The sequence below is a fragment of the Pseudomonas sp. TE3910 genome (genome assembly GCF_056279025.1).
The window spans coordinates 513,696-526,075 of the sequence record NZ_JBWBQN010000001.1; the positions used below are offsets into that span (position 1 = coordinate 513,696).

General features: G+C 59.9%; 15 protein-coding genes. 7 read left to right on the plus strand and 8 right to left on the minus strand.

Features of this window, described 5'->3' with window-relative positions; all coding sequences use genetic code 11:
• Positions 1-121 precede the first annotated feature (121 nt).
• A complete protein-coding gene (locus ACZ9H3_RS02270) occupies positions 122-472 on the minus strand; it encodes a hypothetical protein (RefSeq protein WP_476219328.1) in 351 nt (116 codons plus the stop codon).
• Positions 473-487: 15 nt separating this feature from the next.
• Here ACZ9H3_RS02270 and ACZ9H3_RS02275 point away from each other — a divergent pair, with 15 nt between their 5' ends.
• Complete coding sequence (locus ACZ9H3_RS02275; protein ID WP_476219329.1) at positions 488-1,057, plus strand: DJ-1/PfpI family protein; 570 nt, start codon at positions 488-490, stop codon at positions 1,055-1,057.
• 75 nt (positions 1,058-1,132) lie between these two features.
• Here ACZ9H3_RS02275 and ACZ9H3_RS02280 read toward each other — a convergent pair whose 3' ends face one another.
• Positions 1,133-1,627 carry a GNAT family N-acetyltransferase gene (locus tag ACZ9H3_RS02280; protein WP_476219331.1) on the minus strand — a complete coding sequence of 165 codons (495 nt, stop codon included), beginning with the start codon at positions 1,625-1,627 and terminating at the stop codon, positions 1,133-1,135.
• A 151-nt stretch (positions 1,628-1,778) separates the two neighbouring features.
• Here ACZ9H3_RS02280 and ACZ9H3_RS02285 point away from each other — a divergent pair, with 151 nt between their 5' ends.
• The gene (locus ACZ9H3_RS02285; RefSeq protein ID WP_476219333.1) at positions 1,779-2,540 is read left to right on the plus strand and encodes a DUF2262 domain-containing protein; all 762 of its coding nucleotides are present in this window, start codon (positions 1,779-1,781) and stop codon (positions 2,538-2,540) included.
• Positions 2,541-2,554: 14 nt separating this feature from the next.
• On the opposite strand, the gene ACZ9H3_RS02290 is transcribed toward ACZ9H3_RS02285, so the two are convergent.
• Positions 2,555-3,268, minus strand: a complete 714-nt coding sequence (locus ACZ9H3_RS02290) for a murein L,D-transpeptidase catalytic domain family protein (protein ID WP_099774303.1) — start codon at positions 3,266-3,268, stop codon at positions 2,555-2,557.
• Positions 3,269-3,414: 146 nt separating this feature from the next.
• Here ACZ9H3_RS02290 and ACZ9H3_RS02295 point away from each other — a divergent pair, with 146 nt between their 5' ends.
• From ACZ9H3_RS02295 to ACZ9H3_RS02315, 5 genes are all read left to right on the plus strand, one after another.
• Positions 3,415-4,986 carry a L,D-transpeptidase family protein gene (locus ACZ9H3_RS02295; protein WP_476219335.1) on the plus strand — a complete coding sequence of 524 codons (1,572 nt, stop codon included), beginning with the start codon at positions 3,415-3,417 and terminating at the stop codon, positions 4,984-4,986.
• Positions 4,987-5,296: 310 nt separating this feature from the next.
• Complete coding sequence (locus ACZ9H3_RS02300) at positions 5,297-6,616, plus strand: ammonium transporter (protein ID WP_102052069.1); 1,320 nt, start codon at positions 5,297-5,299, stop codon at positions 6,614-6,616.
• Between the two features lie 11 nt (positions 6,617-6,627).
• Complete coding sequence (locus ACZ9H3_RS02305) at positions 6,628-6,966, plus strand: P-II family nitrogen regulator (RefSeq protein WP_065757735.1); 339 nt, start codon at positions 6,628-6,630, stop codon at positions 6,964-6,966.
• Positions 6,967-7,055: 89 nt separating this feature from the next.
• Positions 7,056-7,376, plus strand: a complete 321-nt coding sequence (locus ACZ9H3_RS02310) for a 2-amino-4-hydroxy-6-hydroxymethyldihydropteridine diphosphokinase (protein WP_476219338.1) — start codon at positions 7,056-7,058, stop codon at positions 7,374-7,376.
• Positions 7,300-7,593: a 2-amino-4-hydroxy-6-hydroxymethyldihydropteridine diphosphokinase gene (locus ACZ9H3_RS02315; protein ID WP_476219340.1), complete on the plus strand. Its 294-nt coding sequence runs from the start codon at positions 7,300-7,302 to the stop codon at positions 7,591-7,593. The genes ACZ9H3_RS02310 and ACZ9H3_RS02315 overlap by 77 nt, the downstream gene beginning before the upstream one ends.
• 102 nt (positions 7,594-7,695) lie before the next feature.
• On the opposite strand, the gene purU is transcribed toward ACZ9H3_RS02315, so the two are convergent.
• The 5 genes from purU to ACZ9H3_RS02340 form a co-directional block, all read right to left on the minus strand.
• Positions 7,696-8,550, minus strand: coding sequence for a formyltetrahydrofolate deformylase (gene purU / locus ACZ9H3_RS02320; RefSeq protein WP_065757737.1), 855 nt, complete (start codon positions 8,548-8,550; stop codon positions 7,696-7,698).
• 70 nt (positions 8,551-8,620) lie between these two features.
• Positions 8,621-9,751: an aminomethyl transferase family protein gene (locus tag ACZ9H3_RS02325; RefSeq protein WP_065757738.1), complete on the minus strand. Its 1,131-nt coding sequence runs from the start codon at positions 9,749-9,751 to the stop codon at positions 8,621-8,623.
• Between the two features lie 33 nt (positions 9,752-9,784).
• Positions 9,785-10,801, minus strand: a complete 1,017-nt coding sequence (locus tag ACZ9H3_RS02330) for a heme-dependent oxidative N-demethylase family protein (RefSeq protein WP_099774305.1) — start codon at positions 10,799-10,801, stop codon at positions 9,785-9,787.
• 20 nt (positions 10,802-10,821) lie between these two features.
• The gene (locus ACZ9H3_RS02335; protein ID WP_454241324.1) at positions 10,822-11,760 is read right to left on the minus strand and encodes a PDR/VanB family oxidoreductase; all 939 of its coding nucleotides are present in this window, start codon (positions 11,758-11,760) and stop codon (positions 10,822-10,824) included.
• A complete protein-coding gene (locus ACZ9H3_RS02340) occupies positions 11,757-12,305 on the minus strand; it encodes a dimethylamine monooxygenase subunit DmmA family protein (RefSeq protein WP_476219344.1) in 549 nt (182 codons plus the stop codon). Before ACZ9H3_RS02340 ends, ACZ9H3_RS02335 begins: the two co-directional genes overlap by 4 nt.
• Between the last annotated feature and the right edge of the window lie 75 nt (positions 12,306-12,380).

The following is a 12,380-nucleotide window of genomic DNA, read 5'->3' on the forward strand; positions in this document are numbered from 1 at the left end:
GAGCCAGAGTGTGCCCAGACACCATGGTACAAGTGCGACCGCCTCGATTATTCATCCATACAGACGATGTGGTTCACGTGCCGGCATGATGATGGGCACTGACAGAAATGGTATTGCAGGCTCACCGCGCAGGAGCTGCGCCTGGGCCGACCGCTTTGTAGCCAGATGACTGCACCAGAAATTCGCTGATCAGCAAGGTAATCTGCTGGTGGATTAACCCGCGTGGGCGACCACTGTCACCATCCACTCCGATGATGCCATCGCTTGACGCTTTTTTTTCAAGCAATGCCTGCGCGTCAGGCTTGCACTGCGACAGGACACTGAAATGGCATGCTTCGCTGATTCGAGGTAATGGTTTGACGCTTGGGCAGGGGTTGCATAATCCAAAGCAGTTATTCGCGAGCGGTTGAAACCGCAACCCAAAGCAGCCCTTGATGTATGTGTGTTGTCGCCATATGTTACTGGCATTCATGGAGGATTCTGACTGATGGCACGTGTGGGATTGATACTGACACCCGGTTTTGCGGATTGGGAATACGCTTTCATCGCTGGAACTGCGTCTCCGTTTTACGGGATCGACGTCAGGTTTTTCGCTTCTGTTACGGGGCAGTTTCGCTCGCAGGGTGGATTGGCTGTAACTGTCGATAGCAGTTTGCAACAATGTCTGGAATGGAAACCGGACGTTGTAGTCGTGATTGGAGGAATGGTCTGGGAACGTGTAGAAGCACCTGATATTCGAGAGTTTCTTCGTGCCAGTCGTTCAAGTGGAGCGACAATTGCCGGTATCTGTGGGGGAACGCTGGCACTTGCCAGGGCCAGCCTTCTCGACACCGTTCCTCATACATCGAACAGCGCTGACTTCCTGCAACAGAATGCCGTAGGTTATGAGGGGTGCACGCTTTATCGAAGCAGTCCAGTGGCTTTGGTTGCAGACCGCATCATAACTGCTCCAGGCCCTGCACCCGTTAGCTTCACCTGCGCAGTTTTCGAAGCTGCTGGGCTATCTTCCGAGATCACTTCTCAATTCAGATCAATGTTGGCAGCGGAACATCGGTGACTGCGTCGTCCTACAAAACAGCCGATCAGGTGATGTGTTGCATCGACCGGTTGAATCCACAGTCGAAAGCGGTCACTACCAAGTAATGGATTTGGCCATTTCCGACGTTCCAGTCCAACCGATTTGCTCATAGACTGGTTTGCCCGTATTGGTGGCGTGCAGTACAGCGAAGGTGATTCCTCGGCGAGCAAACTCGGCGTCAGCAGCTTGCATCAAGGCTGAGGCTAGACCTCGGCGGCGGTAGGCCGGCTGGACGAACACATTCAACACGTACCCACGCTTATCCAGGGTTGGGTGCGATGGATGGGGAGGCCAATCAATGCTCATCAGGCCAATGGCTGCGACCGGTTGTTCGCCATCCAAGAGTTTGAATCCGTAATACCGACCGTCACCGAGCCGCTCCTCCAGCCATGGGCGAAAGTGCTGAGTCATGACCCGTAGTTCTTCAGGGTTCCCACCCGCCTCAAGAAACATTTCCTGGCGATGTGAGCAGATCATTTCTACGTCAGAGGGCCCAACAGGCCGGCACTCCAGACCAGAAAATTCTACACATCCTTGTAATTCGGTCATCGTTTTTCCAGCGTCAGTAGCATCGATTCATAAGGAGGCATCCTATGGCACCTTCAGGCGTATCTGCAATGGCTCGGCAGTGAAGCGTGCGCACAGCAACTGATACGTGGACAATAAGCTTGCCCCAACTACAGACAAAGGAAACGCGCGCATGTTGAACACGGATGAACCGGTTATCGGGCTGGTCGATGCCTTTGGTTCGGGGGCGGGTTGTATTGGCAACGCTGAGCAATGGACGCTGGTGTTCTACCTGGCCGCCTGGAAAAGCCAGGACGGCACCCTGACGCAGCAGCGGCAGCGGTGTGAGATGCCGGTAGAGAAGAGTGCAGTCGAACATTGGATGCGTCAGGTCCGTGCCTACAGTCAGCATACCCTCCATGTGCAGGGGGAGACGGCGAGCGGTGCAGTCCTGGTGCGCAGTATTACGCCTTGTCAGGCCGCCGATGCCGAGCTGAAGCGCGTTGCAGACGATCTGCAAATCCCTGTGCGGTTGGATACCCCGGAATTTGGCGTGCTTGAGCGGGAAAAGTGCTCCGATCAGTTTGAGGGGACGGCGCTCTGGAATGGTTCAGAGATCAACCTGCTGTTGCGTTGCGCCGATCCCGAGAGCCCTCAGGCTGTCATCTCGCTGGCGGCGGGCCTGTTTCAGGCACAGCAGCAGTGGCATCGTCGTATCAGCGATTTTGCGTTGAGCCAATTGTTGCCGCTGAAGAACGAACACTGGCTTGGCGAGGATGAAGCGCAATGCACTGCTGCGGACTTCCTGTCACGCATGAAGCTGCTGACCATCGAGATCGACGACGCCGGAGATTTCACCTTTTGGCATGAGGACGGTGAGTTGTTCTTCGGCCATGCCATCGAGGTGCGCGGCAATCTGGTCGATGGGCCGACGGACGCCGATATTCCTGGCTAGTGTGCCGCTGCGTTTCAGCCCCCGCTGGCGGTCAGGATGCTTGCCACCTGCCGTGGTTGGCAGTTGAGGTAGGCCGAGGATTTCAGCCAGCGTTGGTCGGGGTACCAGGAGAACATGAACTGGCCGCCCTTGAGTTTGTCGATAACCTGGCGCGCCACTTGTGGTCGAACAGCCGGGCAGCCCTGGCTGCGGCCGATACGGCCCTGGCGCTTGCTCCACAAGGGGTTCACATAGTCGGCGGCATGAATCACGATGGCACGGTCCCGCGCCTGGTCGTTGAAGCCCGGCTCCAGGCCGTCCATGCGTAGCGAGTAACCGTGGGTGCCCTCATAGCTTTCCTGGGTGCGGAACAGCCCTAGGCTGGACTGGTAGCTGCCTAGGCGATTGGAAAACTGGGTGGCGAAATTTTCCCCGGACTTTTGTCCATGGGCGACCAGGTCGCGCAGCACTACGGTCTTCTTGTTCAGGTCGAAGATCCAGAGCCGGCGTGCCGTGGAGGGTTGCGAGTAGTCGATCACGGCCAGGTGCCGTGCTTGCCGGGCGCCATTGTTGACGGCACATTGCATGGCGCTCAGGGCGCCTTTTAGCGCTTGGGGATTGAGTTCTGGAGCGGCCTGCGAGAGGCTGTCATACAAAGCAGGGTTGTTTGTGTTGGCGGCGAACGTTGGCGTGCAGATCACGCCCAAGGTTGCTGTTGCCAGAAAAAGTCGGCACAAAAAGGTCAGCATGTGTGAAGAGTCTCCCTTGCCACTTTGACTCCTGACATCGTGTCGTCCCCCTCGGCAGCCTAGCTTGTACACTGGCCCGATTGTTTGTCGTATCTGCTGCAAAGGTTGACCGTCAACCGTGACGGCCATGGATTGGAGTAAAGCAGTTGTTCAAAAAGTCCGCATGTTACTTGAGCATTTGCTTGCTCGCTGCGCCATTGGTCGCGTTTGCCGAAGTGGCGCCTGCCGAGAATCAAAGCCCGCTGCAATTAGCGCTCACCCAATTGGCGGTCGCGTGCCCGGGCCTGGCCAAGCACGTGGACACGCCGACGCAGGCGCTGCTGCAGGCCTTCTATCAGCAGCAACAGGGCCTTGCGGTGTGGTCGGTCAACGGGCGTGTGGCGGCCTTGCAGGCTGAGTTGCAGCACCTGGCCGACGATGGCCTGGACCCGGCCAACTACGCGTTGCCGGCTGGCAATGGGGCGGGCGACGCGCTGTGTGCTGATATCCAGATCAGCCAACAGTACCTGCAGGCTTTACAGGATCTGCACTATGGTCGTTTGCAGCAAGCGCGTTTCGAGCCCCTGTGGCATGCCAATGAGGTACAACGCGACCGACAGGCCGAGGTGCTGGCGCTCGCCGGTCCGGGGCTGCAGAACATTGCCGGGGCCTTTACCCAGGCCCGCCCGAGCCTGGAGCAGTATCAATACCTGCGTCATGTGTATGCCCAGCAGCGCCAGCAGCCGTTGCCCCTCTGGCAGTCGCTCGCCAGCGGCCCGTTGCTGCGCCCGGACATGCAGGATGAGCGGGTGCCGCAGCTTGCACAGCGGTTGTTGAACGAGGGCTATTTGAGCAGCCTTCCGGTTACCGTCGATTCGCACTACAGTGCCACGCTGGTTAATGCAGTGAAAAATTTCCAGCTGAGCCATTCGCTGCAAGCGGACGGGGTGATCGGGCCGGGAACCTTGAACGAGTTGAACGTCAGCCCGGCGGCGCGGCGCGAGCAGTTGCGCATCAACCTTGAACGCTTTCGCTGGCTGGCCCAGGAAATGGAGCCTACCAGCCTGTTGGTCAATGTCGCGGCGGCCCAGTTGATCGTCTATCAGAACGGGTTACCGGTATGGCAGACGCGCACGCAGGTGGGCCGTGCCGAGCGCCAGACCCCGCTGCTGAAGTCCCAGGTAACGCGCCTCACCCTGAACCCGACCTGGACGGTGCCGCCAACCATTCTGCGTGAAGACAAGCTCCCGGAAATCCGTCGGGATCAGGCCTTCCTGAGCCGGCAGAACCTTCAGGTGCTGGACAGCGATGGGCAGCCATTGGCGCCGGAGGATATCGATTGGGAGAATCCCGGCAACATCCTCTTGCGTCAGGGTGCGGGGCCGAGGAACCCGCTCGGGCAGATGGCGATTCGTTTCCCCAACCCGTTTTCGGTGTACCTGCACGACACGCCCAGCCAGGCGCTGTTCAACAAAGGGCCTCGCGCGTTCAGCTCGGGTTGTGTGCGGGTCGAGCACGCGTTGCAGTTGCGCGATCTGTTGTTGAGCCCGCCCGAGCGTGCCCGCACGGACCAGCTGTTGAGCACCGGGCTTACCCATGAGTTCCGCCTGGCAACGCCAGTACCGATTGTGCTCAGCTACTGGACGGCTCAGGCCGACCGCCAGGGCAAGGTGTCCTACGCTCCGGATATTTACGGGCGTGATGGCGCATTGTTGGCCGCGCTGGCGGTGAAGCGCTGACGCGGTCGGGCAAAACGCCCGATTTTGTTCTGTTCACAGCCGTGATGCACCAGCGCGTAGCGGCGAGTACCTTCCGCTACGCGCGTTCTCATCCCTGTACCTCGATTCCTTCGGTGTTCCTGTCGATCCATGCGGGTTTTTGTTACCTCCTTGGAGGTAACGGCAGGCAGTTTGGCAGATAGATTGCTTTTACCTTTGGGAATGAAATTTTCTTTTCGGGAAATTTTGTTGACGAACCTGAGGCTAGGGGCGGGCGATTGATCGCACGCCACTTATGAGAGCAATGCTGCATCACTGTTGAGGAATACACATGAACGGTTCTTTCAGAGGTGGCCGATTGGCGGCGGTCGCTGCGCTCACGTCAGTGACGCTCCCTACGTGGGCGGCGGATCAGCCGCTTGCGCTTAACAGCGGTGACACCGCCTTTGTGACGACGTGCGCGTTGGTGGTGTTGTTGATGACCTTGCCTGGCTTGGCGTTGTTCTATGGTGGCCTGGCACGTAGCAAGAATGTGCTCTCGATTCTGATGCAGGTGTTTTCAGTTGCATCGTTGATGTCGGTGCTATTTGCCATTTACGGCTATTCCCTGACGTTCACGTCAGGTGGCGAATGGCAAGCGGTTATTGGTGGGCTCGATAAACTGTTTCTCAAGGGCGTAGGCCCTGACTCACTTCAAGGCACCATTCCTGAGTTGCTGTACTTCTTGTTCATGCTGCTGTTCGCGGCCATTACCCCGGCCATCATCTGCGGCGGTTTCGCTGAGCGGATGAAATTTTCGGCGGTCATGGTGTTCATGGCCATCTGGTTGACGATCAATTACCTCCCCATGGCGCATATGGCTTGGGGAGGCGGCTGGGTGTTCGACCTGGGTGTTCAGGACTTCGCGGGCGGTAATGTGGTGCACGTCAATGTCGGCATTGCGTCGCTGATCGGCGCCTTCCTGCTGGGGCGCCGTCGCGGCTACGGAACCTCGGCGCTGGCGCCGCATAACATGACCATGACCATGACCGGTGGCTCGATGCTGTGGGTGGGCTGGCTGGGTTTCTGTGGCGGTTGTGCATTGGTGGCCAATGGTTTTGCCATGCTGGTGATGGTCAACACCATGCTCGCCAGCGCGGCAGGGGCGTTGGCGTGGTTGTTCGTCGAGTGGAAGCATCGTGGCAAGCCGAGCATGCTGGGGGCGTTGTCCGGGGCTATTGCCGGCCTTGTCGCGATCACCCCGGCCTGCGGTTTCGTAGGCCCAATGGGGTCTATCCTGCTGGGTTTGATCGTTGCGCCGATCTGCTTGTGGGCCGTGGAAAAACTCAAGCCGATCCTGGGGCTGGATGACGCATTCGATGTGTTTGGCGTGCATGGCGTTGGCGGTATCGTCGGCGGTTTGCTGACCCCGGTATTTGCCATGACCTCTCTTGGCGGGCTGGGTTTCAGCGGGGAGCGCGGCGTGCTGGATCAGTTGTTGGTCAATGGTGGCGTCTTGGCGTTCAGCATCCTGTTCTCGGCGGTATCTAGCTTTATCGCCTTCAAGGTGGCCGCCGTGCTATGCCGTGGCCTTCGTGTCGACGAAGAACATGAAGTGGACGGTCTGGATCTGTCGTCTCACGGTGAAGTGGGCTACAAGTACTCGAATTAAGGAGCGCACTCATGAAAGTGATCACTGCGATCATCAGGCCTTTCAAGCTCGACGATGTACGTGAGGCCTTGGCTGAAGTGGGAGTGACAGGGTTGACGGTGACCGAGGTCAAGGGCTTCGGTCGGCAGAAGGGGCACTCCGAAATCTATCGGGGCTCTGAATACGTTGTCGACCTGATTCCCAAGATCAAGCTTGAAGCGATTGTCACCGATGCGCTGTGCGAGGCAGCGCTGGAGGCCATCATCAACGCTGCACGCACGGGCAAGATCGGGGATGGCAAGCTGTTCGTCACCGAGGCGTCACAGGTTGTCCGGATTCGTACTGCAGAGGTTGGCGCCGACGCGGTCTGAGCCTCGAGGGTGGGCGAAAGGGGCGACCTGTGGATGCAGGTCGCCCCTTTGCATCACGGTTGATGGTCGGTGTTTTTCAGGGTGTTGTTATGACCGCTCTACAGATTCGCACCGTCGGGGTCACGGACATCCAGGTCCATGACATCTACCTGGGCCTGGGTAGCAACCTGCGCCGGCAATGGCATTTGAGTCAGGCGTGCATCGCGTTGCGGGCGTCGCTGGGGCCATTGCGTTGTTCTCCGGTCTTTGAAAGCAGCGCGGTCGGGCTAGAAGCACCGGCCTTTTTCAATATGGTCGTGCAGGCGCAGACCACCCGTTCCCTGGCCTCCCTGGTTGCTGAGCTCAAAGGCGCTGGAGGCGTATTTCGGCCGCTGCCGGCAGACGCCGGAACAGGTCAGCCTGGACATTGATCTGTTGATGTATGGCGAGCAGGTTGGACAGTTCGGTGACCTTGAGTTGCCACGGCCAGAGATCCTGGAGCAGGCCTTTGTGCTTAAACCCCTGGCCCAGCTGGCGCCAACCTGCCGGCATCCGCGCAATGGGCAGACGTTCAGCGAGTTGTGGAACGGCTTTGTCGTAAACGCACCGCTGACCGCGGTTGAGCTGAGTTTGCCGTCGCTGGGCTGAGGGCGGTATCCGTGAAGGGGCAGGTGAGGGCGCCTGCTGCGCAAGAGCCACCGACATTTCTGCCGGTGGCCCGCGTCTGTGGCAATGGCTGGCGAGTGGGGCTCAGCTGAAGATGACGGTCTTGTCGCCGTTAATGAACACCCGGTGCTGCAAGTGGTACTTCAGTGCTTTGGAGAGTGCAATGGTCTCGGTATCCCGGCCGATTGCCACCAACTGCTCGGCCTGGTGGGCGTGGTCAACACGCTGTACTTCCTGCTCGATGATCGGGCCCTCGTCGAGGTCGCTGGTCACGTAGTGGGCGGTGGCGCCGATCAGTTTAACGCCACGTGCGTAGGCCTGGTGGTAGGGTTTGGCACCCTTGAAGCCGGGCAGGAAGGAGTGGTGGATGTTGATTGCGCGGCCAGACAGCTTGCGGCAAAGGTCGTCGGACAGAATTTGCATGTAGCGCGCAAGCACCACCAGGTCGGTTCCAGTCTCCTCGACGATTTTCATCAGTTCGGCTTCCTGCTGGGCCTTGTTGTCTTTGTTCACCGGCAGGTAGATGAAGCGAATACCCTCGCGTTCGGCCATGTGCCGCAGGTCGAGGTGGTTGGAGACAACAGCGGTGATCTCCATGTGGAGTTCGCCTTTGTGATGGCGGTACAGCAGGTCCACCAGGCAATGGTCGAACTTGCTGACCATGATCAGCACTTTGGGCGGCTGGCTGGAGGAAAACAGTTCCCACTGCATCTCCAGTGGCGTGGCAACGTCAACGAAACCGCTGCGCACACGGTCGATGTCGGGCTCGCAACCGTCGTTGAAGCGGAACACCGCGCGCATGAAAAAGCGCGAGGTGACTTCGTCGTCAAACTGCGAGAGTTCGCTGATGTAGCACTGTTGGTTCGCAAGGAAGGTGGTGACGGCGGCGACGATACCCGAGCGTGCCGGGCAACTGATTTTCAAGACGAACTGGTTCATGGCGGGGTGATCCGATGGAGGGAATGGGTGACAGCACACGGGGCGCGCGGGTGCGGCCCCGTGTGTCGGGTTAGCCTTTGGCGGTACGTTTTTTCTTCTCGGGGTCGTCGAACGGCATTTCATGGGCGATGGCGCTGGCTTCCAGGCTGCCTTTGACCACCAGTGGCGTGCCATGCACGGCGATGGCGGTGTCCATTCGGGCGATGGCCAGGGAACGTTGTGTCAGGCGTGAGTACATAGGGCAGGTGATAACGCCGACCTGCTTGCCGTCCTGCCATAAGGTATCGCCTGGTTCGGCGGCGAGTGGGGCGTCTATCAGTACGCCGAAGATCTTGAAACGCTCCTGACCTTGCAGGCGGTAGTGCTCGTGGGCGCCGCGAAAGTCCTGCTTGCCTGGCGAGACGGTGAAGTCCAGGCCCAGCTCCCAGAGCGTGTCCCCGGCTTTTTCCTGCGCAAACGGGTACATCTCGGAATTGTCATAGGGGAAGAACAGCAGGTAGCTTTCGGTGCGCAGCCAATCCAGGGCGAGGAACGCACAGGGGATGATGCCCAGAGGATGGCCTTTCTCCAGAATGGTGTCCCAGATCAAGGGGGCATCGGCGGCCTTGCAGAAGATCTCATAGCCGCGTTCGCCGGTGTAGCCGGTGCGCGATATCATCACCGGGCGACCGAAGAGTGTGGTCTGGACATGGTGGAAGTAGGGCAGGTCGCGAATGCCCGGCACGTGTTCGGCAAGGAAGTCCACCGCCAAGGGGCCTTGCAGCGAGAGGTCGTGGAGGTCGTCATCGAACAGCACGGCGACCTGGCGCCCCGCCGCCTGGCGAACCAGCATCTCATGGCCATTGCCTGCCCCGTGCACGACCATGAAGGCGTTAGGGCCTGTGCGATAGATCACGCAGTCATCGGCGAACTTCCCGTCTTCGTTGAGCATGCAGGCATACACCGACTTGCCCGGGTAGACCTTGCTGATATCCCGAGTGGTGGCGTAGCTGAGCAGGCTTTCGGCGTGAGGCCCGACGTAGTGGACTTTCTTCAGTCCCGAGACATCCATCAGGCCAGCCTTGGTACGGATCGCCTCGTGATGGTCGGCCAGGTCCGAGGCATAGGTCCAGGCGGTGCCCATGCCGTTCCAGTCTTCGAGCGCGGAGCCCAGGGCCAGGTGTCGGTCGCGCAGTGCGCTGATGCGCCATGAATGAGCCATTGATCGTTTCCTTCTAACGGGTCGTTGAGAGAGTCAGGCGTGTGGGTCGAACTGGCTGAGCCACTCCAGCAATGGCTGGCGGTAGCGGGTCATGCCCTTGTAGTCGGCGATGGGGGCGGGCAAGTCGCGTAGCACGCGATGCAGGCGTTTGGCCCAGGCGGGGTTGGTGACGAGTTCGTTGAGGCTGATCAGGTAGGTACGAATACTGAACATCAGCCCGTTGCTGCGCGGCAGGCGCGCCATGAATTGCAGCTCGACCCGCAGGTGCACCAAGGCCCCGGCGTTTTCTGCGGTGACGGTGCTGCGGTCGTGGCCCCATTCATGGAAGGTTTCCGGCGAGGTGTCCATGCGCGGATTGATCGTCAGCGTCCAGTTCAAGCGGCGTACCGGCTTGTCCACTTGAATGTTCAGCAGGTATTTCAAGGCACGGTCAAACACGCCCAGTTCATGCGCCATAGGCACTGGGGTGTGCCATTGCTTGAAACTCATGCCGGCGTCGAAGGCCAGTGACCAGTCCGCGGGGCTGGTGACCATGCCCGCATCCATGAACAGGTCGTTGTCGCGCTGGTCGAGCAGGGCGATATCCCCCTGGACCTGGCGGGTAATGAACTCCAGTGGTTCGCAGGGCAGTGTGTCGGGATCACCAAAGGTAAAGTGCTGATCGATACCCAGAACGTGGTTCTGCCAATGCCATTGGTCACCGGTGCGGGTGAGGCTGAACAGCGTCGGGTAGTCATTGCTCAGGTGTTCCATGAACATCTGCAGCGCGTCCCAGGAAGCCGTCTGCATATGTGGCATGACCAGATAGCGGCGCGGGTCTTGCTGCACTACCCGCGCCCGCTCGGCCATCTCGGAACGGTAGTGCTCGTCAATGTCGAACCAGTGCTCGAACACCGAGCCCGGCTCGCGGGGCGTGGCCGGTTCGATGTTGACCGAGTACATGTACTGGTCTTCCGGGAATGGGAACGGAAAACGTGCGATCGCTTGGGCACTGTTGCTAAAGGTGAAGTCGTCGCGGTACGTCTCGATGGGTTTGAGGGTCGGTGTCATGGCCAGGCTCCAGGCAAAAGTCAGAGGTCGAGCACCAGCGAGCTGCCACAGCCGCGGGACACACACGGCATCAGGCGGTCAGCGCGCTCGGTAGCGGCAAGGAAGTGGTCGCGGTGGGTTACATCGCCCTTCACGTAGCGGGTCACGCATTGCCCGCAAACCCCGCCACGGCAGAGGTTGGGAATTTCGACAGCATTGGCCTCGAGGGCTTCGAGCAGGCTTTCGTCAGCGCCGACCTCGATACGCCGTCCGCTCTGTGCCAATTCAACGCTGAACGGTACGCCGGGTTCGGCGCTGCTGAAGGCTTCCCAGTGAATACGTCCGTCCGGCCAGCCCAAGGCACTGGCCTGTTCCCGGACGCTGGCCAGCAGTCGCTGCGGCCCGCAGATGTACAGGTGGCTGCCCAGCGGTTGGTTGCTCAGGATCGGTGCCAGGTTCAGTGGCCGCTCAAGGCTGTCGTAGGCATGCAGCCTGTCGCCCAGGCGCGCGGCCAGCGGCTGTACATAGGCATCGGTGAGGCCGCTGCGATAGGCGTAGTGCAGCTCAAATGAGGCGCCTTCGCGTAACAGGTGCTCGCTGTAGGCCAGAAACGGTGTGATGCCGATTCCCCCGGCGATCAGGATGTGATGGCGACCCAGGGTATGAATGGGGAACAGGTTGGCGGGGCGAGAGACGTTCAGCACGTCGCCCACCTTCAGGGTTTCGTGCAGGTACCTTGAACCGCCGCGTGAGTGTTCCTGCAAGCGCACGGCAATGCGATAGGCCGTGCGGCCTGCAGGTGCGTTCAGCAGTGAGTAGGCATTGCGCAGGGTGCGTTGTGCCAGCGGAACATGTACCTGGATATGGCTGCCCGCCGAGTAAGGGGGCAGGGCGGTGTCGACGGCTTCAAAGGTGATCTCGCGAATCACCGGGGTGATGTTGATGGCAGCCTGCACGCGTACCTGGATAACGTCATTCATGCTGGCAGCTCCGAGTAGGGGGCGTCTGCATTCAGGCAAACGCCCAGGTAGGCACCCAAGCGTCGTGAGAAATGCCCACGCACCTCCAAGGCAACAGCGCAGGCCGGGCATTTCACCGCGTCGGCCAGCGGGTGGCTGTGCACGCTGGAGCAGTGCACACAGTAAACAAGGCGTTGCACGGTTTCGGTTGGGGCGCAGAGGCTGATTTCGTCGTCCGACAAACCGTGCGTGATGGCCTGTGCATGGATCGCCCAGATGAAGGCTTCGCTGCCGAGCACATGCAGTTGCACACCCACATGCAGGCGTGCAAAGCGCTGCTCCAGGACCTGCTGCAGGCTCTGCAGCGAAGGGCTGTCCGCGGCTCCCAGAACCAGGCAGTCGACCTGTCGGGTTTGCGCCAGGCGGCTGACCAGTGCCTGTGTGCGCGGCAAGTCACTGCCGTCGCTGATCACAAGGTGGCACTGGGCATCGGGATTGATTGCCATGGGCGGGTAGTAAGGGACGCTTTTGAATGGAGCATGGGGGCTTGCCGTTGAGTTGGCCATGTGCGCTCTCTGCTGGGTGGATCACCCTGGCAAGCCTGAAGGACTGGCCAGGCGGGATAGGCTCATCAGTGGCAG

Excerpts from the sequence above, each read along its gene's own strand:
- ACZ9H3_RS02275 (WP_476219329.1), top strand. The coding sequence starts at position 488 with ATGGCACGTGTGGGATTGATACTGACACCCGGTTTTGCGGATTGGGAA.
- ACZ9H3_RS02290 (WP_099774303.1), bottom strand. The coding sequence starts at position 3,268 with ATGCTGACCTTTTTGTGCCGACTTTTTCTGGCAACAGCAACCTTGGGC.
- ACZ9H3_RS02330 (WP_099774305.1), bottom strand. The coding sequence starts at position 10,801 with ATGACACCGACCCTCAAACCCATCGAGACGTACCGCGACGACTTCACC.
- ACZ9H3_RS02270 (WP_476219328.1), bottom strand. The coding sequence starts at position 472 with ATGAATGCCAGTAACATATGGCGACAACACACATACATCAAGGGCTGC.
- ACZ9H3_RS02340 (WP_476219344.1), bottom strand. The coding sequence starts at position 12,305 with ATGGCCAACTCAACGGCAAGCCCCCATGCTCCATTCAAAAGCGTCCCT.
- ACZ9H3_RS02300 (WP_102052069.1), top strand. The coding sequence starts at position 5,297 with ATGAACGGTTCTTTCAGAGGTGGCCGATTGGCGGCGGTCGCTGCGCTC.
- ACZ9H3_RS02305 (WP_065757735.1), top strand. The coding sequence starts at position 6,628 with ATGAAAGTGATCACTGCGATCATCAGGCCTTTCAAGCTCGACGATGTA.
- ACZ9H3_RS02285 (WP_476219333.1), top strand. The coding sequence starts at position 1,779 with ATGTTGAACACGGATGAACCGGTTATCGGGCTGGTCGATGCCTTTGGT.
- ACZ9H3_RS02335 (WP_454241324.1), bottom strand. The coding sequence starts at position 11,760 with ATGAATGACGTTATCCAGGTACGCGTGCAGGCTGCCATCAACATCACC.
- ACZ9H3_RS02280 (WP_476219331.1), bottom strand. The coding sequence starts at position 1,627 with ATGACCGAATTACAAGGATGTGTAGAATTTTCTGGTCTGGAGTGCCGG.
- ACZ9H3_RS02325 (WP_065757738.1), bottom strand. The coding sequence starts at position 9,751 with ATGGCTCATTCATGGCGCATCAGCGCACTGCGCGACCGACACCTGGCC.
- ACZ9H3_RS02310 (WP_476219338.1), top strand. The coding sequence starts at position 7,056 with ATGACCGCTCTACAGATTCGCACCGTCGGGGTCACGGACATCCAGGTC.
- purU (WP_065757737.1), bottom strand. The coding sequence starts at position 8,550 with ATGAACCAGTTCGTCTTGAAAATCAGTTGCCCGGCACGCTCGGGTATC.